This window comes from Candidatus Allofournierella merdipullorum, assembly GCF_048426865.1.
Lineage (GTDB): Bacteria > Bacillota > Clostridia > Oscillospirales > Ruminococcaceae > Allofournierella_A > Allofournierella_A merdipullorum.
Genome location: NZ_DBFNWJ010000005.1, coordinates 1 through 21,424 on the forward strand (window position 1 = coordinate 1; position 21,424 = coordinate 21,424).

Here is a 21,424-nt window from a genome sequence, read left to right on the forward strand (position 1 = left end):
TTTGAATGACCTCCCTTTGCTTGCTTGTGCAGTTGGCAGACCGCACTCCCAGTATAGCAAAGGGAGTTTTTCTTTTTCCATTATCGACATTAGTCTTCTTTTGAACCACTCGCCTAGCGAGTGGTTTTCGATATACAAAAAACCGGGGCGCCGGACACGGCGCCCCGGGAAACGATTCAGTACATTGGTCTGCCCTCTCATTTCCTGGATTTCAAACGTTCAAACAGAAACTTTTTCATGTTCATCGCGCTTTCTATCTGGAAATTCTTTTATGCAGGCTTTGTAGCTTCACATCGCCTGCACATCAGCTTGGAGCAAACGATGTTACCACATTGGGGTATCCCTCTCTTGGGTTTTGATGCAACGTTGTTTCGAAAGGCGTTTTATCAGTTTGCCTTGTGGATAAAATCGGGGTCCTGTTTGGATGCCATTGGATCAAAACTTGCTGTCAACCGCGCCTTTCGATCTTTTGGTGTTTGAAAACAAAACTCGGAACTTGGTTTCCCGCCGCTTGCTGTTCCATTCCTCAAAGCATGTTCTCACGCGGCCCATCGGCCCCATTGAAAACCTTCCTGCTTTGCCTTACCTGGACGCTCGCGGCTCGATCTTGCCATTTCGCGCGCTGTTGTATCCGCTTTCGTTCTTCGTGCGTTTCAAAAGGGGACGTTCCCTTTCATGGTTAGTACATTGGAGTTGAAACCTCCGTGTTTTTGAATTGGCGTCTTTTTACAGACCCTTCTCACACCGGTGTGTGTATGAGACATCCGCACTTTCACGGCGGACGTTTCAAGGCTGTCTATAATCGGACGTGCAGGCCGCTTTTCATATAGAAAAAACGCCCGCGGGTAATGAGTTTTTAAACGGATGGAAGCTTTGGAAGTTCGAATGTTTTTTGCGCTTTTCTAAGCGCGTCGATTCGTTGTTCACTACTTCATCTATCTAAAAATTCATGCCGGCAGGTCGTGGGCTCTGTACGCTATTTGAACGATCGTGTGCCAGATAAATCGCTCTTGTCTCTGGTCCTCTTGAAAAGAAAGCATCTTTTGGTGTTGTGAGCGATCTGGATCGTCAGCGGCAGGACCCACCCTGCCCAAACTGCTTGGGTTCTTCTTTTACCATGATGGTCCTGCGCTCCTTTCCTTCCCGGGGGCCACGTTTCTTCGTTTCCTACCCGCCGGTTTCTAGACCTTGGTGTTCTCTCCTTGGTGTGTCTATACTATATCATACCCCAAATCGTTTGTATATTGACATGGTGCATAGACTTATGGTGCAAAATTTGTTCGATTGTTGCCTTGAAAGGGCCGGAAATTTGTGCTATGATGTAAATGTTGGAGTGTATAAAGCGCCGCCTGCTCTTGGATGAGCAGGCGGCGCTTTTTTCTGTTATTCCGGCGCGGTGTCTTTCGCACGGCGGCGGCTGAGCAGAAGGGTCAGCCGCCCCAGCAGAAGGCCGCTGAACAGCATCAGCGGCACCCGCAGGCCGCCCTTATAGAGAGTTTCGGTCAGCAAAACCAGCTTCCCGAGGCCGAAGATCCTGAGGGTCAGCGGCCCATAGCCCAGCAAAAGCAGCAGGATGGCCAGCGCTCCGTCCAGCACCACGCGCCACGCGGGGTAGAGATCCGGCAGACGCATGCACCGCCCCGCGATGACCCCCATGAGCAGCGGCAGCAGGGGGACAAGGTAAAACGCGGCCAGATAGAGCCCGTCGCTGATGAACATCAGGCGGTTGGCGTTGATATTGCACAGCCACATCACCCACATCAGGGCGGCGATGAGGAAATAGGGCACAAGACCTTTCAGCGCTTTCATGGTTTCGTCCTCCGTTTCTTTCGGCGTGTCGGATACTTCACACCTTAACTATATCAGACGGAACGGCCTTTGCACACCCCTATCAGCAAAATTTGGCAAAAAAGAGGGCCCTGCCGCCGGCAGAGCCCTTTATAATTACAATATATAAGGCGGTCAGGTCAGCGGCCCGGTGCGCTTGACGCTGATCTTCACCAGATTGCGGCTGAGGATGGTGTTCTGGTCGGCGTCCAGGGTGTAGCTGAACTCCACCTCGCCCCCCTCGTCGGTGAGGCGGCTGTGGATCTCGTCCGCCGCCACGCCCAGGGTCATGGCGCCGTAGCCGGTGTCGTAGTGGCACAGGTGGCGGATGCCTTTTTCCACCACCAGCTGCCCGGCGGCGGGACCGAAGCGGGTCATGGAGACCTTGCTCTCGTCCTTCGCCACCTTCACGGTGGTGGTGCAGCCCTCGTAGCCGGTGGTCTCCGACTCCTTGTAGCTGATGAAAAAGCTGCCTCCCCGGCGCACAAAGCTGCCACGGGTCATCAGCTGCACCGAGTCCGACTCGTCGCCCTGTTCCATGCGCCCGTCGATGCGGATCAGGAAGTCCTCGTTCATGGGCTTCTCCTCCTTTGGATGCGGGGCCCGCGGCCCCGGTCAGTAGTTGTCGATGGCCACCCGGGTCACGGGGCCGTCGTTTGCGCCCACGAACAGCCGGATGAAGGGCTCAAAGCCCGCGGGCTCGTCGCTCACGAAATACTCCGCGCCCCCCTCGCTGCCCTCGGGGGCCAGCAGGTCCAGCTCGGAAAGGCGGCGGCGGGCCAGCAGCGCGCCCTCCCGCCCCGCGTCGATGAGGGTCACCTCCGGGCCCATCACCTTGGCGATGGCCGGGGCGATGAGGGGGTAGTGGGTGCAGCCCAGAATGAGGGTGTCCACCCCTTCCCCGCGCAGCGGCTCCAGATACTGCCGCGCGATGGCGGCGGTGACGGGGTCGTCCGGGGCCACATAGCCGTTTTCTACCAGCGGCACGAACATGGGGCAGGCCTTGGCAAAGACCTGAAAGCCCCCGTCCGCGTTGTGCAGCCGCTGCTCGTAGCTGCCGCTGCGGATGGTGGCGCTGGTGCCGATGACGCCGATGCGCCCGTTCTTGGTGGCGGCGGCCGCCGCGGCGCTGGCCGCGTCCACCACGCCGGCAAAGGGCACGGGCAGGGCGGCGGTGTAGTCGGCGGGCAGTATGCTGCTCACCGTGCCGCAGGCCGCCAGCAGGAACTTGACGTTTTTCGAGAGCAGGAACGCGATGTCCTGCTTCGCGTACTGAAAGACGGCCGACGGGCTGCGGGTGCCGTAGGGCACGCGGCCGGTGTCGCCGAAGTAGACGATCTTCTCGCCGGGCAAAAGCCGCCGCAGCTGCCGCACCGCGGTGAGGCCGCCCGCGCCGGAGTCGAACACGCCGATGGCACGCTCATCCATGGCTCACTTGCCCTCCGCGCGCGCCAGCGCCAGCTCCACCAGTTCGTCCAGCAGCGCGCCCAGGGGCTTGCCCGCCGCCTCCATCAGCTTGGGATACATGCTGATGATGGTGAAGCCGGGCATGGTGTTGATCTCGTTGATGAGCACGTTGCCGTCCTGTTCCACAAAGAAGTCGCACCGGGCCAGGCCCTCGCAGCCCAAAGCGGCGTAGGCCTTTTCCGCCAGAGAGCGCACCTCGTCCAGCTTTTCCTCCGGCAGGCGGGCGGGGATGAGGGTGCGGCTGGTGCCCAGCACGTACTTGTCGTCGTAAGTATAAAACTCCTCGCTGGCCAGGATCTCGCCGGGGCGGGTGCTCACGGCGCAGCGGTTGCCGATCACCGCGCACTCCACCTCCTGGCCTTTCACAAAGCGCTCAAAGACCACCTTGTCGTCCTCGGCCAGGGCGGTGGCCACCGCGGCCTTCAGGGCCGCGCGGTCCTCCGCCTTGCTGATGCCCACGCTGCTGCCCGCGTTGGCGGGTTTCACGAAGATGGGCCAGCCCAGCTTCTTTTCCAGCCGGTCGGCCAGCGCGTCGAAGTCGTCGCAGCCGGCGCGGTCAGCCCAGTCCCAGCGGCAGTGGGGCACGCCCGCCGCGTCGAACAGGATGTTGGCCACCGCCTTGTCCATGCAGGCGGCGCTGGCCAGCACGCCGCAGCCCACGTAGGGGATGCCCGCCAGCTCGAACAGGCCCTGGATGGTGCCGTCCTCGCCGTTTTTGCCGTGGAGCACCGGGATGGCCGCGTCCAGCCGCACCGTGCGCACGCCGCCCTCCTCAAAGAGCAGCATGCCGTGGCAGGCCCGGTCCGGGCTGATGAGGCAGGGGATATTTCCCGGGCAGTTCAGCCACTGGTCTTCGGGCATCTTGTCGGAGGGGCCGGGATAGTAAAACCAGCGGCCGTCCTTGGTGATGCCGATCTTGTACACATCGTAGCGGGCCTCGTCCAGGCCGTCGGCAAAGGTCTTTGCCGACATGCAGCTCACGTCATGCTCGCTGGAAACGCCGCCGAACAGCAGCGCGACAGTCAGTTTTTTCATCGTTTTTATCCTTCTCTCTTCGGGCAAAATGGGCCCCTTTGGGGCATATGCCCATAAGTATTCTAATAATACCATAAAAATGCCAGGCGCGCTACTGCCCGCACCCGCCCCGCCGCCGCTTTTTTTCGCATTTTAAAGGGATTTTTCTCTTGACGGGCAGCCCCCGGTGTGATATGATGGTATCACCTCTTTTGCAGGTTTATTTTTTTGTGCCCATTTTTCGGGTGCGGCCTGCAACTGTCAGGGAGGCTAAACAAACCGTTAAATGGAGGTGCCGAAGACAAATGCGAGTGAAAATCACCCTTGCCTGCACGGAGTGCAAACAGCGCAACTACAACACCAAGAAGAACAAGAAGAACAGCCCCGACCGCCTCGAGATGAAGAAGTATTGCCGTTTCTGCAGAAAGCATACTGTCCATCGCGAGACCAAGTAAGAAAGGCGGAGTATCATGGCTGAGACTAGCAGCAAGAAACCCGGCTTCTTCTCGAAGGTCAAGAACTGGTTCAAGGGCATCGGCAAATTCTTCCGCGACACTGCGAGCGAGATGAAGAAGGTCGTGTGGCCCAGCAAGAAGCAGATCATCAACAACACCATCGTGGTCATCGTGGTGGTCATCATCGCCGCCGTCGTGGTGCTGGCGCTGGACCTGCTCTTCGGCTTTGGCCGCGACGGCCTGCTGGCGCTGGCCCGGGGCCTGTAACACGCAAGCACAAAACGAGGGGAGCGAACACGAATGGCAGAACAGGCACTGTGGTATGTGGTGCACACCTATTCCGGCTACGAAAACAAAGTGGCCACCAACCTTGAGACCATCGTGGAAAACCGCCGCCTGCAGGACCTCATCCAGGAGGTCAAAGTGCCGGTGGAGATGGTTCCCGAACTGAAGGACGGCAAGGAACGCCTGGTGGAGCGCAAACTGTTCCCCGGCTATGTGCTGGTGAAGATGGTCATGACCGACGAGAGCTGGTACATCGTGCGCAACTGCCGCGGCGTGACCGGATTCGTCGGCCCCTCGTCCAAGCCTGAACCCCTGAGCGACGAGGAAGCGGAGAAGCTGGGCATGAACGCCAAGGCCGAGCTCACGCTGGACTATGCGGTGGGCGACAACGTCCAGATCACCGGAGGCCCTCTGGAGGGCTTCGTGGGCGTGGTGGACGAGATCGACCTGCAGGCCCAGAAGGTGAAGGTCAAGGTCTCCATGTTCGGGCGCGAAACTCCCGCCGAACTGGAACTGGGCCAGGCGAAACCCCTGTAAGAACGAACGTGCCCGCGCGGCGGGCAAAACATCGGTAAGAGCCGCCAAGTGCGGTTTTTATAGGGTGCGGCATTCCCCGCGCCCGTGGGAGGGCCGAGGTTTTCGGCCCGCTATCTTACCACAAATTTTGGAGGTGCATTAAAATGGCGCAAAAAGTAACTGGTTACATCAAGTTGCAGATCCCGGCCGGCAAAGCGACTCCGGCCCCCCCTGTCGGCCCCGCGCTTGGCCAGCACGGCGTGAACATCATGGCGTTCACCAAGGAATTCAATGAGCGCACCCAGAAGGACATGGGCTACATCATCCCGGTGGTCATCACCGTGTATGCCGACCGTTCCTTCAGCTTTATCACCAAGACCCCTCCGGCTCCGGTCCTGATCAAGAAGGCCTGCGGCATCGAGAGCGGTTCCGGCGTTCCCAACAAGACCAAGGTGGCCACCATCACCAAGGCTCAGCTGGAAGAGATCGCCAAGACCAAGATGCCCGACCTGAACGCCGCCAACCTGGAGAGCGCGATCAGCATGATCGCCGGCACCTGCCGCAGCATGGGCGTCACCGTCACCGAGTGATCTGCCCCGGCTGAATTCGTGGGAGGAAATTGATCCGATAGACCACACAGGAGGATAAAGTTATGAAACACGGTAAACACTACGTCGACAGCGCCAAGCTGATCGACCGCACCAAGCTCTACGAGGCCGACGAGGCCCTGAACCTCTGCTGCCAGACCGCCAAGGCCAAGTTCGACGAGACCGTTGAGCTGCATGTGCGCCTGGGCGTTGACAGCCGCCACGCCGACCAGCAGGTCCGCGGCGCCGTTGTGCTGCCTCACGGCACCGGCAAGAACGTGCGCGTCATCGCCATCTGCAAGGGCGACGCCGCCAAGGCCGCTGAGGAAGCGGGCGCGATGATGGTCGGCGACGCCGACCTGATCGCCAAGATCCAGAACGAAGGCTTTGTTGACTTCGACGTTCTGGTCACTACCCCGGACATGATGGGCCAGGTCGGCCGTCTGGGTAAGATCCTGGGCCCCCGCGGCCTGATGCCCAACCCCAAGGCCGGCACCGTGACCCCCGACATCGGCAAGGCTGTTACCGAAGCCAAGGCCGGTAAGATCGAGTACCGCCTGGACAAGCAGAACATCATCCATGTTCCCGTGGGCAAGGCCAGCTTTGGCCCCGAGAAGCTGGGCGACAACCTGCGCGTCGTGATGGACGCCATCGTGAAGGCCAAGCCCGCCGCTGCCAAGGGCCAGTATATCAAGAGCGCCACCGTGGCCACCACCATGGGCCCCGGCATCAAGCTGAACGGCGCCAAGTTCGGCGGCTGAGCTTAAGACCCGCTGCAAAGTGCCGGGGCGTTTTTGCCCCGGCCTTTTTCGGGCGTTTTGGGCTTTTTTGAAAAATAAGCTTGACAACGCCCCGCCTCATGGTATAATAATAATGCTGTTTTTAAGACAGCAGGTGCTCAATGCATAGCGTAAAGGGCTTTCGCCCGCCTGCCGAGAAACGCGCATAACACTGTAACTGTGCATGTTTATGCCCTTTTCTCGCCATGGCGGGAAAAGGGCTTTTTTATCGCGAACGAAAGAATGTTATCGCTTGAAACGAGGTGAAACCGAAATGCCCAGTGAGAAGATTTTGACTGCCAAGCAGGCCTATGTTGCCGAGCTGAAAGAGAAGATCGCCAATTCCGTTGCCGGTGTGGTCGTGGACTACAAAGGCATCAACGTGGCCGACGACACCAAGCTGCGCAAGGAGCTGCGTGAGGCTGGCGTGGAGTACTTCGTTGTGAAGAACACCATGCTGCGTCTCGCCATCAGCGGCACTGAGCTGGAAGGCATGAACGACGTGCTGGAAGGCACCACCGCCCTGGCCATCGCCAAGGAGGACCGCATCGCCGCCGCCCGCATCCTGTGCAAGTTTGCTGACGCTTCCAAGGACAAGTTCTCCGTCAAGGCCGGTTATATGGACGGCAAGCTGATGGAGAAGGCCTCCGTGGAGGAGATCGCAAAGCTCCCCGGCCTGGAAGGCATGCTCTCCATGTTCGCCGGCGCCCTCACCAGCACCCTCAGCGGTCTGGCCGTGGCCATGCAGGCTTATGTGGACAAGAGCGAAGAACCCGCCGCCTGATCGTTTCGCGGCACCCTACGGGGCCTGCGCATAAGGCGCAGCCCGCAACAAAAATAAAACTACATTGGAGGTAAATACAATGGCTTCTGAGAAAATCACCAAGATCATTGACGCTGTCAAAGAGCTGAGCGTTCTGGAGCTGAAAGAGCTCATCGACACCTATTGCGAGGAGTTCGGCGTTTCCGCCGTGGCCGCTGCCGCTCCCGCTGCTGAGGAGAAGACCGAGTTCGACGTTGTGCTGGCTGAGGTCGGCGCCAACAAGATGGCCGTTATCAAGACCGTGAAGGAGATCACCGGTCTGGGCCTGAAGGAAGCGAAGGACCTGGTCGACAACGCTCCCAAGACCCTGAAGGAGGCTGCTTCCAAGGCCGACGCCGACGAGATGAAGAAGAAGCTGGAAGAGGCTGGCGCCAAGGTGGAACTGAAGTAAGTTCTTTCCTTACTTTGAGCATCTGCAAAACCGCCGCACCCACCCGGGTGCGGCGGTTTTTTTGTGCGTGGGGCGGTGCGGGAGGCCGGGCGCTGCAGCCCTCCCTTTCCCCGCCGCGAAGTTCCTTTCCCGGAAACGCCCCATTCTCTTGCGCTCGGGCGCAGAAATGCTATAATGAGGCGGGAAAATTCATCCGCAAGGGAGGAACGGCCATGGAACGGCAGTGGTGGCAGGACAAGGTCTGCTATCAGATCTGGCCCAAGAGCTTTCAGGATTCGAACGGCGACGGTGTGGGAGACATTCCCGGCATCATCGACCGGCTGGACTACCTCAAGGAGCTGGGAGTGGACATTCTCTGGCTCTCGCCGGTGTACAAAAGCCCGCTGGCGGACGAGGGCTACGACATTGCCGATTACCGGGGCATCGATCCCCGTTTCGGCACCATGGAGGACATGGAGCGGCTGCTGGCGGAGACAAAACTCCGGGGCATGTATGTGGTGATGGACCTGGTGGTGAACCACTGTTCCGACGAGCACCCCTGGTTCCAAAAGGCGCTGGCCGACCCGGAAGGCCCCTACGGGAAGTATTTCTACTTCCTCAAGGGCAAGAACGGGGCGCCGCCCACCAACTGGCGTAGCTACTTCGGCGGCAGCGTGTGGAGCCGGGTGCCCGGCCGCGACGATCTTTACTATCTGCATCTGTTCTGCGACAAGCAGCCGGACCTGGACTGGGAGAACCCCGCGGTACGCCGCGAGGTGGTGGAGATGGTGAACTGGTGGCTGGACAAGGGCGTGGCGGGCTTCCGGGTGGACGCCATCGTGAACATCGGCAAACCTGCGGCCCTTGAGGACTACGCCTCTGACCGGCCGGACGGCCTGGCGGACTGCCGCCAAATGCTGGCGGACCCGGTGGCCCGGCAGCGGTTGCACGGCTACCTTGCCCAGCTGCGGGACGAGGCCTTTGCCCCCCACAACGCCTTTACCGTGGGCGAGGTGTTCGACACCGACCCCACCGAGCTTGCCCTGTTCATCGGCCAGAACGGCTTTTTCTCCAGCATGTTCGATTTTGCCGCCGCCTGCTGGGGCGGCAGCCCCAAAGGCTGGTACGACGCGAAGAAACCCGGCCCGGACAACTACCGGGACTGCGTCTTTGAGAGCGCTCTGCGGGCCGCAGGCGTGGGCTTTTTGAGCAACATCATCGAGAACCACGACGAGCCCCGGGGCGCCAGCCGCTATCTGCCCGAGGCGGTTTCGGGCGACCCCCGTGCCCAGAAAACGCTGGCAGCGGTTCAGATGCTGCTGCCGGGCCTGCCCTTCCTCTATCAGGGGCAGGAGATCGGCATGACCAACACGGTGTTCCCCTCCATCGACGCGGTGGACGATGTGAACACCCGGGGCGAGTACGCCGCCGCGCTGGCGGCGGGCTTCCCCCCCGACGAGGCGCTGGCCCGGGTGGCCCGCTGGAGCCGGGACAACGCCCGCACTCCGGTGCAGTGGACGGCGGGCCACGCCGCCGGATTCACCGCCGGCACGCCCTGGATGGCGGTGAACCCGAACTACGCCCGAGTGAATGTGGAAGCCCAGCAGAGGGTGGAAGGCTCGGTGTTGGAGTTCTACAAATCGTTGATTCAGCTTCGTAAAAACGACAAGTATAAAGAGGCACTGGTGTGGGGCGAGTTTGAACCGGTGCTCCAGGAGCAGCCGGGCCTGGCGGCCTTTGTGCGTACCGGCGGCGGGCGCAGGCTGCTCATCGCCTCCAACCTGAGCGGCGAAGTACAGCGGGTAGAACTGCCCGGCGCAGCCAAAGAAGTGCTGCTTTGCAGCGACGGCACGCCCGGTCTGGCGGGCAATGTTCTCACCCTCGCCCCCTGGCAGGCGGCGGTGGTGGAACTGGCATAAGCGCAGACACAAAGGAACACAAAGCCCGGCCCTTTCCACGCTGCATGCGATGGATGGGCCGGGCATTTTTTCGCAAAGATGTTTTTCTTTGCCCGGACAGCGCACCCAGCCGAGGCAGAGCCCGGGCCTACCCACGTAGTGCGCATCAGAACGGACACTTTCCTTCGTGGTGAAAAGTGTCCGGGATGCCGCGTGCGGTGGGGCGGGCCGGGCGGAGCATTTTCTCAAAGCTGCCCTTATCAATGTCCGGGCGACGTGGGGTTCCGGTAACTTGGCTCGCGGGTGGCCGCGGCGCTGTCCGCCGCCGCACGCGGCGTTTCGGACACGCTGCCCTCAAACCGTGCAGCGTGTTCGCTCCGAGGCGCACTACGCGGCGGCAGCGCCGCAGCCGGCTCGACCTGCATTGTGCGGCAGGCCGGGAGAAACAGGGCGGGGCGCTGCTCTACGGCGAGGCAGGCAAGTGCCAGTTCCTCACCCCTCCTGTCCCCCGCCGGGCGCAGGCGCGCCCAGACGAGCCCGGCAGAGGCTCAGGCTGCCGAAGATGGGGATGCACAGCAAGAACCACAGGCTGGAATAAAGGGGGCATATCTGGCCCCAGAGATTGCCCCAGAGCAGGGAGTAATCCCACACACGCCAGCCCAGCAGCAGGTTGCAGACAAGGCCGAAGGCCAGCTCCACGCCGGTGATGACCAGTGCGCCGGCGGCGCAGCGGGCCAGCAGCGGCCAGCGGGCCAGCCGCTCGTTGAGCGCCCAGAGGGCCAGCATGCACACGCCGCCCGCCAGCAGCATGGTCCAATGGGTGCGCCCGCGCCAGGCCAGCTCGATGCAGCCATAGCCCAGCGCCCCCAGACAAAACAGCGCGCTTTTTTCGATCATAGAAAAATCACCCGGGGAACAGTGTTCCCCGGGTGATGCGCTTTTATGTGAGTTTACTGACCGATGCGGGAGATGCGGGTGAGAAGTTCCTGGCGGCACTCCCACAATTTGCGGGAATAGTCCACATAATACCGGTGGGGGTACTCGAAGCGGCGCATCTCCTCCCACAGGTTCTCCACCTGCTCGGCGCAGGAGGTGCGGATCTCGGTCACCGTGGGCCGGTCATACACCAGTTTGCCCTCCTTGTAAATGGGGGTGGTGAGGCACTTCACGGTGCAGTTTTTGTAGGTGCGCTGTTTCCAGGTCTGGTTGGGGTCAAAGAGGGTGAGCTCCTCGTGCTCGTCCACCTCTTCGTCGTACATCGCCACATAGTCCGCCATGGCCTTGCGGGTGTAGTTGTCGTAGATGCGCCAGACCTTTTTCAGACCGGGCAGGGTGATCTTCTCCACGCTCTCGCTGACCTTGATCTTGGGGATGTAGGTCTCCCCTTCCTTCACCGCGGCCAGCTTGTAGACCCCGCCGAACACCGGGTCGCTCTTGGCGGTGATGAGGTTCTCGCCGATGCCGAAGCTGTCGATCTTGGCTTCCTGCAGAATGAGGTCCCGCACGATGTACTCGTCCAGGCTGTTGGAGGCGCAGATGGGACAGTCCTCATAGCCGGCCTCGTCCAGCATTTTGCGGGCCTTTTTGGAAAGGTAGGCGATGTCGCCGGAGTCGATGCGGATGCCCTTGGGCCGCTTGCCCAGAGGCTTCAGCACCTCGTCGAACACCTTGATGGCGTTGGGCACACCGCTCTTGGTCACGTTGTAAGTATCCACCAGCAGCACGCAGCCGTCGGGATACAGGCGGGCGTAGGTGGCGAATGCCTCGTACTCGCTGTCGAACATCTGCACCCAGCTGTGGGCCATGGTGCCGCTGGCGGGGATGCCGAAGTCCCGGGCGGCCATGACGCAGCTGGTGGAGGCGCAGCCGCCGATGTAGGCGGCGCGGGCGCCGTAGACCGCGGCGTCATACCCCTGGGCGCGGCGGGCGCCGAACTCCATCACGGGGCGGCCTTGGGCGCTGCGCACGATGCGGTTGGACTTGGTGGCCACCAGACACTGGTGGTTGAAGGTGACCAGCAGCAGCGTTTCCAGCAGCTGGCACTCGATGGAGGGGCCCTCCACCGTGACGATGGGCTCCTGGGGGAAGATGGGCGTGCCCTCGGGGATGGCCCAGATGTTGCAGTGCAGGGTGAAATTGCGCAGATAGTCCAGGAATTTCTCGTTGAACACGCCGGTGCCCGCCAGATACTCGATGTCCTGCTCGGTAAACTTGAGGTTCTCCACCGCCTCGATGAAGGTGTCCAGACCCGCCATGATGGCGTAGCCGCCGCCGTCGGGGATCTTGCGGAAGAACATGTCAAAGACGCTGATCTTGTCCTCGTAGCCCTCTTCCAGATAGCCCGCCGCCATGGTCAGTTCGTAGAAGTCCATGATGGTGGTGAGATTGCGTTTCACGTCCAGCATAAGCCTTTGCCCCCTCATTTTCCCATTCTATCAATAGCGGCGGCGGATCTTTTTGGAACCGCGCCCCTTTGCCAGAGAGATGAAATAGAACACCAGATACACCGCCACGACGGCTCCGGTGAGCACCATCAGCACCTTGAAGTAGAGGCTGGAGAAGAACTCGCCCACCTTGCTCAAGGTGTAGAGCACCATGTTCCGGTCCAGATCGCGCTCGGCCAGCAGTTCCACCGTGCCGATGACCTCGCCGGAAAGGGAGATATCCACCGTGCCGATCACGTCTCCCTGCTTCACCGGAGCGGCCACGCTCTCGGGCAGGTGGAAGGTCTTCTGGGTGATGCTCTCGTCCGCGCCGGCGGGCAGGATGGTGAGCAGGTCGTCCGCCGGGTAGACCATCAGCCGGTCGGTCTCGGCGCAGTATTTCACCGACACCTGCTCGATGGGCTCGTTCTTGTCCAGCGCGGGCAGGATGTCGAAGCTCTCGAACACCCAGTCCATCAGCTGACAGGTCTCATAGGCGGCAGGATTGTACTTCGGATTTCCGTTGGGGTCCAGATAGGTGGAGGAGTATGGGTCGCAGGAGTTGGGGCTGTTCAGAACCACCGAGATGTAACTCTTGCCGTCCTGGTTGTGCCAGGCCACCAGATTGGCCCAGTCTTCCAGCGTTCCGGTCTTTCCGCCCTTGCAGTAGTCCCGGTAGAACACGCCGCCCGCGCCCTCGCGGATCATCACGTTGGTGTTGAACAGGTTGTAGGTGCCCGCCGGGTAGCGGGGCAGCATCTCGCCCATGTCGTACTTTTGGGTGGCGATGACCTCCTTGAAGGTATCAAAGCTGAGGGCATAGCGGAAGATGAGGTAGAGGTCACGAGCGGTGGTGACATTTTCGCTGCTCATGCCCACCGCGTCCACAAAGTTGGTGTCGGTGCAGCCGATCTCCTTCGCCTTGGCGTTCATCATGTAGACGAAGTTCTCCTGGCTGCCGCCGCCCACATAGTCCGCAATGGCCATGGCCGCGTCGGCGCCGCTGTAGACCAGCATGGCGTTGAGCAGATTGCGCAAAGTGTGGGTCTCGCCGGGGCGGATGTCCGCCACCTGCATGCCCTTGCCGTAGAGTTCGTCCTGCACATAGCGGGGCATGGACACGGTGACGGAATCCAGCTGGTCCTGATACTGTTCCAGCAGCAGGATGGCGGTCATCACCTTGGCGGTGCTGGCGGTGGGCAGCACCTGGTCGCTGTTCTTTTCGTAGACGATGATGTTGGTGTCCAGATTGACCACATAGACCCCGGGGGCAGCCACGTCGAAGGGCGGCGTGAAGCCGGCCGCCGAGGCAGGCAGGGCCAGAAGCCCGGCCATCACCGCAAGGGTGAGCAGAAAAGCGATGGTTTTTTTCATATAGACATTTCCCTTTAAAGGCGTTAAAATAAAAAACAGATGACCCTGCCGGGAAGGGCGGCGCAACGCCCCCTGGCCCCGGGTGGAATCTTATATATTATAGCAGTTTTGAGGCCGCTTATAAAGGCTTTTTTGTGTGAAAGAGGTGTGTTCCCCCGTGATTTATGTGACCGGCGATCTCCACGGCGACATCGAGCGTTTTGCCGACAAAGCCGTTAAAAAGCTGAAAAAGGGCGACACCCTGATCGTGCTGGGGGATTTCGGCTTTCTCTGGTCGGGAGACAAGGCGGAACAAAAACGCCTCAAGTGGCTGACCAAGCGCCGCTATCGCATCCTGTTCATCGACGGCTGCCACGAGAACTTTGACCTGCTGCGGGATTACCCGGTGGAGGACTTCATGGGCGGCCGGGCCAGACACATCGGCGGCAACCTCTACTACATCCAGCGGGGCAGCGTTCTGGAGATCGAGGGCAAAAAGCTGCTGTGCTTCGGCGGCGCCGAGAGCTGGGACAAGGAGGACCGGGAGGAAGGCGTGAACTGGTGGCGGGCGGAGCTGCCCACCAGCGACGAGCTGGAATACTGCGTGGAGAGCCTGCAGGCCGCCGGCAGCGAGGTGGACTACATCCTCACCCACGACGCGCCGCTGCAGATCCTGGAATTCACCCAGCTGATGCGGGGCCAGCCCAACTGGCTGCACAACTTCTTTGACCAGATCATGAAGGCCACCCAATACAAAAAGTGGCTGTTCGGCCGCTACCACAAAGACCTGAACTTCAGCCCCAAGGTGCAGGCGGTGTTTTTGAAAGTGGTGCCGCTGGACTGACACGGCAGAAAGCCAGACCCACAGGCCGCCGGGAAACGCGAGTTTCCCTGCGGCTTTTTTGCACGGCAGGCGCAAAAAAGCCCGACCCCTCGAAGGGGTCGGGCTGCGGTTTTGTTCCGGGGGGCGCTTGCTCAGTAAGCCTTGCCCCAGTAGACCATCACCTTGGCGGGACGGCCGCAGATGGGGCAGACGTCGGAGAGGTGCTCCTGCTCAAAGGGCATGCACCGGCTGGACAGGCCAGCCTCCTCCTTCATCTTCTCCTCACAGGCAACGTCGCCGCACCACATGGTCTTGATGTAGCCGTTGTTCGCTTCGGCCAGGGCCTTCACCTCGTCCATGGTGGTGGCGGCCCAGGTGCGCATCTCCCGGTTCTCCAGCGCGCGGGCGTAGAGGCTCTGGGCCAGAGCGTCCAGCTGGGCGGGGATGGCGGTCTCCAGCTCGTCCAGGGAGACGAAGGTCTTTTCCCGGTTGTCGCGGCGCACCAGCACGCACTGGTTCTTCTCGATGTCCTTGGGGCCGATCTCCAGGCGCAGGGGCACGCCCTTCATCTCCCACTGGCTGAACTTCCAGCCGGGGCTGTTGTCGGAGTTGTCCAGCTTGACGCGGCAGAACTTGGAGAGGCGCTTGGCCAGCTCCTCGGCCTTCTCGGTGACGCCGGGCTTGTGGGCGGCCACCGGCACGATGACCACCTGGAAGGGGGCGATGGCCGGGGGCAGGATGAGGCCCTCGTCGTCGCCGTGGGTCATGATGATGGCGCCCACCAGACGGGTGGACACGCCCCAGCTGGTCTGATGGGGATACTGCAGCTGGTTGTCGCGGCCGGTGAACTGCACGTCAAAGGCGCGGGAGAAGCCGTCGCCGAAGTAGTGGCTGGTGCCGCTCTGCAGGGCCTTGCCGTCGTGCATCATGGCCTCGATGGTGTAGGTGGCCTCCGCGCCGGCAAACTTCTCTTTGTCGGTCTTCTTGCCCTTCACCACCGGGATCATCAGGTACTTCTCGCACAGCTCGGCGTAGGTGTTCAGCTGCTGCTCGGTCTCCTCGATGGCCTCCTGGGCGGTCTCGTGGATGGTGTGGCCCTCCTGCCACCAGAACTCGCGGCTGCGCAGGAAGGGGCGGGTGGTCTTTTCCCAGCGCACCACACTGCACCACTGGTTATACTTCATGGGCAGGTCGCGCCAGGAGTGCAGCACATGGGCGAAGTGGTCGCAGAACAGGGTCTCACTGGTGGGGCGCACGCACAGGCGCTCCTCCAGCTGGTCCAGGCCGCCGTGGGTGACCCAGGCCACCTCGGGGGCAAAGCCCTCCACGTGGTCCTTCTCCTTCTGGAGCAGGCTCTCGGGGATGAAGATGGGCATGGCCACGTTCTCATGGCCGGTGGCCTTGAACATGCCGTCCAGGATGTGGGTGATGTTCTCCCAGATGGCGTAGCCGTAGGGGCGAAGGATCATGCAGCCCTTCACGCTGGAATAGTCCACCAGCTCCGCCTTCAGGCACACGTCGGTGTACCACTGGGCAAAATCCTCGTTGATGGGGGTGATGGCCTCCACCAGTTTCTTCTTCTGTTCGCTCATTTGCGCCGTTCCTTCCTGTTCGGTTTGATTAAAAAACACGCCCCCGCAGCGGCAGGGGCGTGATCACAGCATGTGTGTTTTCAGCTGTTTTCCTCGACGTAGCGCACGACGTCCCCAACGGTGTGGAAATTCTCGATCTGCTCGTCGGGCACTTCCACGCCGAACTCGTCTTCCAGGGTCATGACCATGTCCACCACGTCCAGGCTGTCGGCCTCGAAGTCCTCAAGAATATCGCTGTCCATGGTGATCTTGTCCTCGTCGATGTCCAGCTGTTCGGCCAAGAGCTCACGGATGCGTTCGAAAGTATCCATAATCGTTAAAACTCCCTTTTCGTTGCTCCGCAGGTGCGGTGTGTTTATACTATATCATTTTATAGCCTATCTATGAGGGGTTGTCAAGGGCCTGGAGCAAGTTTTTTGGCGGTTTTCCTTGTGCTGGCCGGGGTTTGACGTTATAATAAAAACAGAGTGGGGCCGAAGGGCAGAATGCGCCCTTTTCCGCCCCGGAGGGGGGAGTTTTCGGTGGTTTTGGATTTCACCAAAATGGAGGGCTGCGGCAACGACTACATCTATGTGGACTGCCTTGCCGGCCTTTCCTTTGACCCCGCGGCCGCGGCGGTGGCCCTGAGCCCCCGGCACTTTGCCGTGGGGGCGGACGGCCTCATCTGCATCTGCCACAGCGACGTGGCCGACGCGAAGATGCGCATGTTCAACGCCGACGGCAGCGAGGGCTCCATGTGCGGCAACGGCGTGCGATGCGTGGCTCAGTGGCTGTTTGAGCACGGCCTCGTGAAGGACGAGGCCAGGGTGGAGACCCGCGCGGGCATCAAGACGCTGCGGCGCATGGGCGAGGGCATGTGGCAGGTGGAGATGGGCAAGGCCAGCTTTGCCCCCGCCGACCTGCCCGCGCTGGGCTTTGGCGACGGGCCGGCCATCGGCAAGGAGCTGATGGTGGGCGGCCGGGCCTGGCCGGTGACCTGCGTGTCGGTGGGCAACCCCCACTGCGTGACACTGGTGCCGGACGTGGCCGGGGTGGACCTGCAAAAGATCGGCCCGGGGTTTGAACACCACATGGCATTCCCCGAAGGGGTGAACACCGAGTTCATCCAGGTGCTGGGGCCGAACCGTTTGAAGATGCGGGTGTGGGAGCGGGGCAGCGGCGAGACGCTGGCCTGCGGCACCGGGGCCAGCGCCAGCGTGGCGGCCTGCGTGGCCGGGGGCTTGTGCCGCCCCGGCGAGGACGTGCAGGTGGAACTGTTGGGCGGCACGCTCACCATCCGGGTGGGCAGCGACTGGCAGGTGCTGATGACCGGCCACGCCCGCACCGCCTTCACCGGCACAGCGAACATTTGAGTGGGTAAGGAGCGAGGGAACATGGAAGAACTGAAAAAGGTACTGGAAGGCCGTCCGGTCTTATATCTGGCCACCGTGGAGGGCTATCTGCCCCGTGTGCGGCCCATCAACCACTACATGGTCTGGAACGACCGTTTCTACATCGCCATGGGCAAGCACAAGGAGGCCTACAAGCAGCTGCTGGACAACACCAACCTGGAGCTGACCGCCGCCCTTGGGTCGGACGAGTGGGTGCGCATCCGCGGCACGGTGAACTTTGACACCAGCGCCGAGGCCTACGCCGCCGCCTTCGCGGAAATGCCGGACCTGAAGGAGAGCTTCAGCGAGGACACCGGCAAGCGCCTGGCCCTCATCTATCTGGACCACATCAGCGCCATGGTCTTTGACCGCGAGGACAACGCGCAGCTGCTGGCGAAATTCTAAAAAACGCACACCGCCGGGCGGGGTTTTTGCCCTGCCCGGTTTTTTATAAGAAGGGAGGGTCCCATGGAGCACAGCGCATCCGCGCCTTTCATCCGTCCCGCGGCGGCGCAAGACGCCGGGCGCATCGCGGAAATATTGGTGTTCAACAACCGACTGAACTTTTTTCCTATCTTCAAAGACGAGCAGTATTCCTTCTGCGAGATGCAGGTGGTGCCGCTGGCGCAGCGGCTCGCGGAGGACCAGGACGCCCTATCCCGCACCTTCGTCTGGGACGACGGGGTACTGCGGGGCTTCGTGCGCCTTCAGGGCCGGGAAGTGGAAAAGCTCTTTGTGGACCCCTGCTTTCAGGGCAGGGGCGTGGGCGCGGCGCTGCTGGAATTCGCGGCAGCGCGCTTTGGGGCAGACCGCCTCTGGGCGCTGGAAGCAAACGCAGGCGCGCGGCGGTTTTACGCCGCCCACGGGTTCAGCCCCACCGGCGAGAGCCGTTTTGAGGAGGGCACCGACCAACGCCTTCTGCTGCTGCGCCGGCAGGCCTGAACAGGAACAAAACAGTAGCGGCCCCCTCCCGGGTTCCGGGAGGGGGCCGCTCATTTTACTGCTTGCTGCAATTCCTAGTCCGTTCAGGCATAGTCACAGCTCCTCCACAAAAACCTGTTCGCTCTTTTTGAAGCGGGCGCAGGCTGCATCCCTTTCATGCAGCTCACTGGAAATCCCAACGGGCATCTGACGGCGAAAGATTCCAAGATACGCCGCAATGAAGTCCATAGGGATGTGTTGCAGCAGCGCGTTGATCCAGCGGTATTTCGGGGTGGGCATTTTAAAAGTCCACGCCTGCTCGGGCAATCCATCGGCAGTATCCTCGCAGATGATGGCCAGTGGCCGCTTGATGGCCACCGCGCAGGTGGCCGTCTCCTGATCCCGGGAGAAAGACGGCGAGGATGGATTGGCCATCAGGAAGGTGGCGATGCGGGCCGGGTTACGATTGAAATAATTGATATGACACCAGTCTTCGGCGTCATCATGAGTGGTCACCGCCCCGAATGACTCCACCATCTTGGCGGATGCGAAAAACGCGGTGGCAAATTCCTGGTCCTCCGCGATGAAGTCCATGCAGTCAAAGCCGTCCGCCTGCAGTTTTTCGGCAAAGCGGAACGCTTTCTCCTCCAAGTCATCAATCAACTCAGGCGTAAATGCCCGGGCATATTCAATGGCGGCCTGCCGCTGTTCCTCGGCCTGCTGTTTTGTCATCAACCCTTTGCAGACGCACATGTACAGCCCGAACATCATCACAGCGTAACAGCCGGCGATGTAGGAGGTCATGCCGGGGCACTCCTCGTCGGTCACGCCGGGCTTGTAATGGTCCTGTGGCACATTGATGCGCACGGCGTACTTTGCCTCCCGGGCAAAAAGGCTGTTCTCGTTGTCAGTGAACGCCACCGATATGCCGCCCAGCTGGTTGATGCGGGCCAGAGCCTCCCGGGGGCGCACCGGGCTTCCGGTGATGGAAACCGCGCAGATCAGATGATCCTCCGCCTTTTTTTCGCCCCATCCGGCATAGGTGCGGTAATATCGGGCGGCCTCGATGTTTCGGAGCGCCTCCGCCTGGAAGCCCGGATAAGCACCCTCCGACTCAAAGCAGGGCCGCGCCGCCACGCCAATGCAATAGCTGTCGCCGCAGCCAGTGAGAATCACCTTCTGCACCTTTTGCAGCGCCTCGGCAGGCAGGCACTTTTCCAGATAGGAAAAGGTGAATGTCTCCGACATGGACAGCACTGTCTGGGCCGCATTGCGCACTTGGGTGAGCAGCGCGTTGTCACAATCACGATGCGTCATCATCTCTCCTCCTCACTGTTCACCCAGCACCGCCACATTCACCTTGCGGTGACGCGGGCCGTCATATTCCATCATAAAAATACCCAGTTTATCCTTGGAAAGCAGAGTTCCATTTTCCACAATGAGGGTCACGGTATTTCCGAACAGTGCGCACTTGATATGCCCGGACGCGTCTTCCGGCGTTTCCTGGTGGATAAAGTTCACCCGCGGAGGAACGAGACGGTCCAGTTCAGCGGCCAGATCCTGCTGCACCTCCGGGCAATGGTCTGTGGTGGTCATAATGCCCGCAGTGGAATGGCCGATCTCCACGGCGGCAAGCCCGTTTTTGATGCCGCTCTCGCCGATGGCGTCCAGGATCATGGCTTTGATGTCGATCCCCTCGTTGCTCTTGGTGGTGACGAGGGGATAGGTCTTTCTGAAATACATAAGCTCCCTCCTTTATACCATTTCGATCTTGCTGGAACGAATGCGCACCTCGTCCTCGGTGTTCTCCTGGTGAAAATCCGCCAGATCGCTGCGGAACTGCGGGATTTCCAGCAGCATCTCGATGCCGCCCGCCACCATGTCGAAGGCGAAGTGCTCCATCAGCGGCGCCAGCCAGAAATACTCCGGCTTGGGGAAGGTGAACACGGTGCATTCCGGCGGGAACCGCGAGGGGTCCGCATCGGTCACCACCATGCAGGGGCTCTCCAGCAGGCTGATGGCCCGGATGGTCTCCCGGATACGTCCGAAGGAGGGGGACTGCTGGTTCGCGATCACCACACGCCCCACGGTGCGGGGGTCCTGGATGAAGAAGTTGATGTGGCACCAGTCTTCCGAGTCGTCGTATGTAGTGTAGCCGCCATAGGTCTCCAGCACCTTGGCCGAGCCGAAGAAGGCGGTGGCATAATCCCCGTAATCGCCGATGAAGTCCACCGCGCGCAGGTCTTTCCAGCGCAGCGCCACCTGAAACGCTTTCTCCCGGTATTCCTTCATTTTTGCCTGGCAGGCCGCGGCGTAGGCGGGGATCGCATCCCGCATGGCAAAGAGTTCTTCTTCGGAGATATTGTTCTTTACTCGGCCCATCCGCAGGGCCAGGGCCATCAGCGCCACCAGGGAACCGTTGTAGCTGTTGGCCCCGGGACTGTAATCCAGGCCCTTGGGCAGGCCCAAGCACACTGTGTGTGCTGCGCTGCGGGCCACCGGAGAATCCGGGTCGTCGGTGACTGCCAGGGTGTTCGCGCCGTTCATCGCCGCCCGTTTGATCGCCTCCTCCACGCGGGACACCGTGCCGGTGACCGAGATGCCGATCACCAAAGGCGTGTCGGGGCGGTATCCGAACCTGCTTTTTGCCATGCAGCGGCTGACCTCGATGCAGGGCATTGCCCGCACCTTCACCCGGGTCATCTTTTCAAACAGCGGCTGTGTGGCCACCGCAGCGCAGTAACTGTCGCCGCAGCCGGTGAGGATGATCTCCCGTGTGTTGAAGATCTCCTCCATGCTCAGGGCTTCCCAGCACTCGCCCACATGATCAAAAACTGCCTGGATCACGTCTGCCGCGATCATGGCCTGCCTGGCCAGGCGAGAGTCAAACGCCCGCGCACGAAGTTCATCATTCATTCAGC

25 protein-coding genes and 1 other annotated feature are annotated in these 21,424 nt (G+C 61.0%); of the genes, 13 read left to right on the top strand and 12 right to left on the bottom strand.

Annotated features, from left to right (window positions below; all coding sequences use genetic code 11):
* Positions 1-237: 237 nt before the first annotated feature.
* Entirely contained in the window at positions 238-480 is a 243-nt protein-coding gene (locus ACMNAY_RS01075; RefSeq protein ID WP_330058942.1) for a hypothetical protein, read from the top strand.
* A gap of 903 nt (positions 481-1,383) precedes the next feature.
* On the opposite strand, the gene ACMNAY_RS01080 is transcribed toward ACMNAY_RS01075, so the two are convergent.
* The 4 genes from ACMNAY_RS01080 to ACMNAY_RS01095 all read right to left on the bottom strand — a co-directional run bounded on the left by ACMNAY_RS01080 (position 1,384) and on the right by ACMNAY_RS01095 (position 4,329).
* Complete coding sequence (locus tag ACMNAY_RS01080) at positions 1,384-1,809, bottom strand: hypothetical protein (RefSeq protein WP_418718057.1); 426 nt, start codon at positions 1,807-1,809, stop codon at positions 1,384-1,386.
* Between the two features lie 153 nt (positions 1,810-1,962).
* Positions 1,963-2,403 carry a DUF1934 domain-containing protein gene (locus tag ACMNAY_RS01085; RefSeq protein ID WP_177522305.1) on the bottom strand — a complete coding sequence of 147 codons (441 nt, stop codon included), beginning with the start codon at positions 2,401-2,403 and terminating at the stop codon, positions 1,963-1,965.
* Positions 2,404-2,442: 39 nt separating this feature from the next.
* The gene (murI, locus tag ACMNAY_RS01090) at positions 2,443-3,255 is read right to left on the bottom strand and encodes a glutamate racemase (protein WP_418718058.1); all 813 of its coding nucleotides are present in this window, start codon (positions 3,253-3,255) and stop codon (positions 2,443-2,445) included.
* 3 nt (positions 3,256-3,258) lie between these two features.
* Positions 3,259-4,329: a D-alanine--D-alanine ligase family protein gene (locus tag ACMNAY_RS01095; protein ID WP_417025398.1), complete on the bottom strand. Its 1,071-nt coding sequence runs from the start codon at positions 4,327-4,329 to the stop codon at positions 3,259-3,261.
* A 284-nt stretch (positions 4,330-4,613) separates the two neighbouring features.
* On the opposite strand from ACMNAY_RS01095, the gene rpmG reads away from it, so the two are divergent.
* The 8 genes from rpmG to ACMNAY_RS01135 all read left to right on the top strand — a co-directional run bounded on the left by rpmG (position 4,614) and on the right by ACMNAY_RS01135 (position 10,042).
* Positions 4,614-4,763 carry a 50S ribosomal protein L33 gene (gene rpmG, locus ACMNAY_RS01100; protein ID WP_177522308.1) on the top strand — a complete coding sequence of 50 codons (150 nt, stop codon included), beginning with the start codon at positions 4,614-4,616 and terminating at the stop codon, positions 4,761-4,763.
* A 15-nt stretch (positions 4,764-4,778) separates the two neighbouring features.
* Positions 4,779-5,030, top strand: coding sequence for a preprotein translocase subunit SecE (gene secE, locus ACMNAY_RS01105; protein ID WP_418718059.1), 252 nt, complete (start codon positions 4,779-4,781; stop codon positions 5,028-5,030).
* A gap of 33 nt (positions 5,031-5,063) precedes the next feature.
* Positions 5,064-5,585 carry a transcription termination/antitermination protein NusG gene (gene nusG, locus ACMNAY_RS01110; RefSeq protein WP_177522310.1) on the top strand — a complete coding sequence of 174 codons (522 nt, stop codon included), beginning with the start codon at positions 5,064-5,066 and terminating at the stop codon, positions 5,583-5,585.
* Positions 5,586-5,728: 143 nt separating this feature from the next.
* Positions 5,729-6,154 (top strand): 50S ribosomal protein L11, encoded by a 426-nt coding sequence (gene rplK, locus ACMNAY_RS01115; RefSeq protein ID WP_177522311.1) that lies wholly within the window; start codon positions 5,729-5,731, stop codon positions 6,152-6,154.
* A gap of 62 nt (positions 6,155-6,216) precedes the next feature.
* On the top strand, positions 6,217-6,912 hold the full coding sequence (gene rplA / locus ACMNAY_RS01120) for a 50S ribosomal protein L1 (protein ID WP_418441368.1): 696 nt from the start codon (positions 6,217-6,219) through the stop codon (positions 6,910-6,912).
* A gap of 102 nt (positions 6,913-7,014) precedes the next feature.
* Positions 7,015-7,167: a sequence feature (ribosomal protein L10 leader region), on the top strand.
* 37 nt (positions 7,168-7,204) lie between these two features.
* Positions 7,205-7,714, top strand: coding sequence for a 50S ribosomal protein L10 (rplJ, locus tag ACMNAY_RS01125; protein ID WP_330058676.1), 510 nt, complete (start codon positions 7,205-7,207; stop codon positions 7,712-7,714).
* A 79-nt stretch (positions 7,715-7,793) separates the two neighbouring features.
* A complete protein-coding gene (gene rplL, locus ACMNAY_RS01130; RefSeq protein ID WP_418718060.1) occupies positions 7,794-8,144 on the top strand; it encodes a 50S ribosomal protein L7/L12 in 351 nt (116 codons plus the stop codon).
* 212 nt (positions 8,145-8,356) lie between these two features.
* On the top strand, positions 8,357-10,042 hold the full coding sequence (locus tag ACMNAY_RS01135; protein ID WP_418718061.1) for an alpha-glucosidase: 1,686 nt from the start codon (positions 8,357-8,359) through the stop codon (positions 10,040-10,042).
* 471 nt (positions 10,043-10,513) lie between these two features.
* Here the strand turns inward: ACMNAY_RS01135 and ACMNAY_RS01140 are convergent, their stop codons facing one another.
* Genes ACMNAY_RS01140 through ACMNAY_RS01150 form a run of 3 tightly spaced genes read right to left on the bottom strand, consistent with a single transcriptional unit; the run spans position 10,514 to position 13,818 of the window.
* A complete protein-coding gene (locus ACMNAY_RS01140; protein ID WP_418718062.1) occupies positions 10,514-10,918 on the bottom strand; it encodes a putative ABC transporter permease in 405 nt (134 codons plus the stop codon).
* Positions 10,919-10,971: 53 nt separating this feature from the next.
* On the bottom strand, positions 10,972-12,426 hold the full coding sequence (locus tag ACMNAY_RS01145; RefSeq protein WP_418718063.1) for a nicotinate phosphoribosyltransferase: 1,455 nt from the start codon (positions 12,424-12,426) through the stop codon (positions 10,972-10,974).
* A 30-nt stretch (positions 12,427-12,456) separates the two neighbouring features.
* Positions 12,457-13,818, bottom strand: coding sequence for a D-alanyl-D-alanine carboxypeptidase family protein (locus ACMNAY_RS01150; protein ID WP_418718064.1), 1,362 nt, complete (start codon positions 13,816-13,818; stop codon positions 12,457-12,459).
* A gap of 157 nt (positions 13,819-13,975) precedes the next feature.
* On the opposite strand from ACMNAY_RS01150, the gene ACMNAY_RS01155 reads away from it, so the two are divergent.
* On the top strand, positions 13,976-14,641 hold the full coding sequence (locus ACMNAY_RS01155) for a metallophosphoesterase (protein WP_418718065.1): 666 nt from the start codon (positions 13,976-13,978) through the stop codon (positions 14,639-14,641).
* Between the two features lie 131 nt (positions 14,642-14,772).
* On the opposite strand, the gene proS is transcribed toward ACMNAY_RS01155, so the two are convergent.
* Together proS and acpP are read right to left on the bottom strand one after the other, a co-directional pair.
* The gene (gene proS, locus ACMNAY_RS01160; RefSeq protein WP_418718066.1) at positions 14,773-16,212 is read right to left on the bottom strand and encodes a proline--tRNA ligase; all 1,440 of its coding nucleotides are present in this window, start codon (positions 16,210-16,212) and stop codon (positions 14,773-14,775) included.
* A gap of 80 nt (positions 16,213-16,292) precedes the next feature.
* Positions 16,293-16,523, bottom strand: coding sequence for an acyl carrier protein (gene acpP, locus ACMNAY_RS01165; protein WP_177522187.1), 231 nt, complete (start codon positions 16,521-16,523; stop codon positions 16,293-16,295).
* Positions 16,524-16,733: 210 nt separating this feature from the next.
* On the opposite strand from acpP, the gene dapF reads away from it, so the two are divergent.
* From dapF to ACMNAY_RS01180, 3 genes are all read left to right on the top strand, one after another.
* Positions 16,734-17,564 (top strand): diaminopimelate epimerase, encoded by an 831-nt coding sequence (gene dapF, locus ACMNAY_RS01170; protein WP_418718067.1) that lies wholly within the window; start codon positions 16,734-16,736, stop codon positions 17,562-17,564.
* Positions 17,565-17,585: 21 nt separating this feature from the next.
* Complete coding sequence (locus ACMNAY_RS01175; RefSeq protein ID WP_417025860.1) at positions 17,586-17,987, top strand: pyridoxamine 5'-phosphate oxidase family protein; 402 nt, start codon at positions 17,586-17,588, stop codon at positions 17,985-17,987.
* Positions 17,988-18,050: 63 nt separating this feature from the next.
* Complete coding sequence (locus ACMNAY_RS01180) at positions 18,051-18,524, top strand: GNAT family N-acetyltransferase (RefSeq protein WP_418718068.1); 474 nt, start codon at positions 18,051-18,053, stop codon at positions 18,522-18,524.
* Between the two features lie 93 nt (positions 18,525-18,617).
* Here the strand turns inward: ACMNAY_RS01180 and ACMNAY_RS01185 are convergent, their stop codons facing one another.
* The 3 genes from ACMNAY_RS01185 to ACMNAY_RS01195 are packed head-to-tail and all read right to left on the bottom strand — an operon-like array spanning position 18,618 to position 21,419.
* Positions 18,618-19,820 carry a hypothetical protein gene (locus ACMNAY_RS01185; protein WP_418718069.1) on the bottom strand — a complete coding sequence of 401 codons (1,203 nt, stop codon included), beginning with the start codon at positions 19,818-19,820 and terminating at the stop codon, positions 18,618-18,620.
* 12 nt (positions 19,821-19,832) lie between these two features.
* Positions 19,833-20,246, bottom strand: coding sequence for a secondary thiamine-phosphate synthase enzyme YjbQ (locus ACMNAY_RS01190; RefSeq protein ID WP_418718070.1), 414 nt, complete (start codon positions 20,244-20,246; stop codon positions 19,833-19,835).
* Between the two features lie 12 nt (positions 20,247-20,258).
* Positions 20,259-21,419, bottom strand: coding sequence for an SIS domain-containing protein (locus ACMNAY_RS01195; protein WP_418718071.1), 1,161 nt, complete (start codon positions 21,417-21,419; stop codon positions 20,259-20,261).
* Between the last annotated feature and the right edge of the window lie 5 nt (positions 21,420-21,424).

Excerpts from the sequence above, each read along its gene's own strand:
- ACMNAY_RS01075 (WP_330058942.1), top strand. The coding sequence starts at position 238 with ATGTTCATCGCGCTTTCTATCTGGAAATTCTTTTATGCAGGCTTTGTA.
- ACMNAY_RS01080 (WP_418718057.1), bottom strand. The coding sequence starts at position 1,809 with ATGAAAGCGCTGAAAGGTCTTGTGCCCTATTTCCTCATCGCCGCCCTG.
- ACMNAY_RS01085 (WP_177522305.1), bottom strand. The coding sequence starts at position 2,403 with ATGAACGAGGACTTCCTGATCCGCATCGACGGGCGCATGGAACAGGGC.
- murI (WP_418718058.1), bottom strand. The coding sequence starts at position 3,255 with ATGGATGAGCGTGCCATCGGCGTGTTCGACTCCGGCGCGGGCGGCCTC.
- ACMNAY_RS01095 (WP_417025398.1), bottom strand. The coding sequence starts at position 4,329 with ATGAAAAAACTGACTGTCGCGCTGCTGTTCGGCGGCGTTTCCAGCGAG.
- rpmG (WP_177522308.1), top strand. The coding sequence starts at position 4,614 with ATGCGAGTGAAAATCACCCTTGCCTGCACGGAGTGCAAACAGCGCAAC.
- secE (WP_418718059.1), top strand. The coding sequence starts at position 4,779 with ATGGCTGAGACTAGCAGCAAGAAACCCGGCTTCTTCTCGAAGGTCAAG.
- nusG (WP_177522310.1), top strand. The coding sequence starts at position 5,064 with ATGGCAGAACAGGCACTGTGGTATGTGGTGCACACCTATTCCGGCTAC.
- rplK (WP_177522311.1), top strand. The coding sequence starts at position 5,729 with ATGGCGCAAAAAGTAACTGGTTACATCAAGTTGCAGATCCCGGCCGGC.
- rplA (WP_418441368.1), top strand. The coding sequence starts at position 6,217 with ATGAAACACGGTAAACACTACGTCGACAGCGCCAAGCTGATCGACCGC.
- rplJ (WP_330058676.1), top strand. The coding sequence starts at position 7,205 with ATGCCCAGTGAGAAGATTTTGACTGCCAAGCAGGCCTATGTTGCCGAG.
- rplL (WP_418718060.1), top strand. The coding sequence starts at position 7,794 with ATGGCTTCTGAGAAAATCACCAAGATCATTGACGCTGTCAAAGAGCTG.
- ACMNAY_RS01135 (WP_418718061.1), top strand. The coding sequence starts at position 8,357 with ATGGAACGGCAGTGGTGGCAGGACAAGGTCTGCTATCAGATCTGGCCC.
- ACMNAY_RS01140 (WP_418718062.1), bottom strand. The coding sequence starts at position 10,918 with ATGATCGAAAAAAGCGCGCTGTTTTGTCTGGGGGCGCTGGGCTATGGC.
- ACMNAY_RS01145 (WP_418718063.1), bottom strand. The coding sequence starts at position 12,426 with ATGCTGGACGTGAAACGCAATCTCACCACCATCATGGACTTCTACGAA.
- ACMNAY_RS01150 (WP_418718064.1), bottom strand. The coding sequence starts at position 13,818 with ATGAAAAAAACCATCGCTTTTCTGCTCACCCTTGCGGTGATGGCCGGG.
- proS (WP_418718066.1), bottom strand. The coding sequence starts at position 16,212 with ATGAGCGAACAGAAGAAGAAACTGGTGGAGGCCATCACCCCCATCAAC.
- acpP (WP_177522187.1), bottom strand. The coding sequence starts at position 16,523 with ATGGATACTTTCGAACGCATCCGTGAGCTCTTGGCCGAACAGCTGGAC.
- ACMNAY_RS01175 (WP_417025860.1), top strand. The coding sequence starts at position 17,586 with ATGGAAGAACTGAAAAAGGTACTGGAAGGCCGTCCGGTCTTATATCTG.
- ACMNAY_RS01180 (WP_418718068.1), top strand. The coding sequence starts at position 18,051 with ATGGAGCACAGCGCATCCGCGCCTTTCATCCGTCCCGCGGCGGCGCAA.
- ACMNAY_RS01185 (WP_418718069.1), bottom strand. The coding sequence starts at position 19,820 with ATGACGCATCGTGATTGTGACAACGCGCTGCTCACCCAAGTGCGCAAT.
- ACMNAY_RS01190 (WP_418718070.1), bottom strand. The coding sequence starts at position 20,246 with ATGTATTTCAGAAAGACCTATCCCCTCGTCACCACCAAGAGCAACGAG.
- ACMNAY_RS01195 (WP_418718071.1), bottom strand. The coding sequence starts at position 21,419 with ATGAATGATGAACTTCGTGCGCGGGCGTTTGACTCTCGCCTGGCCAGG.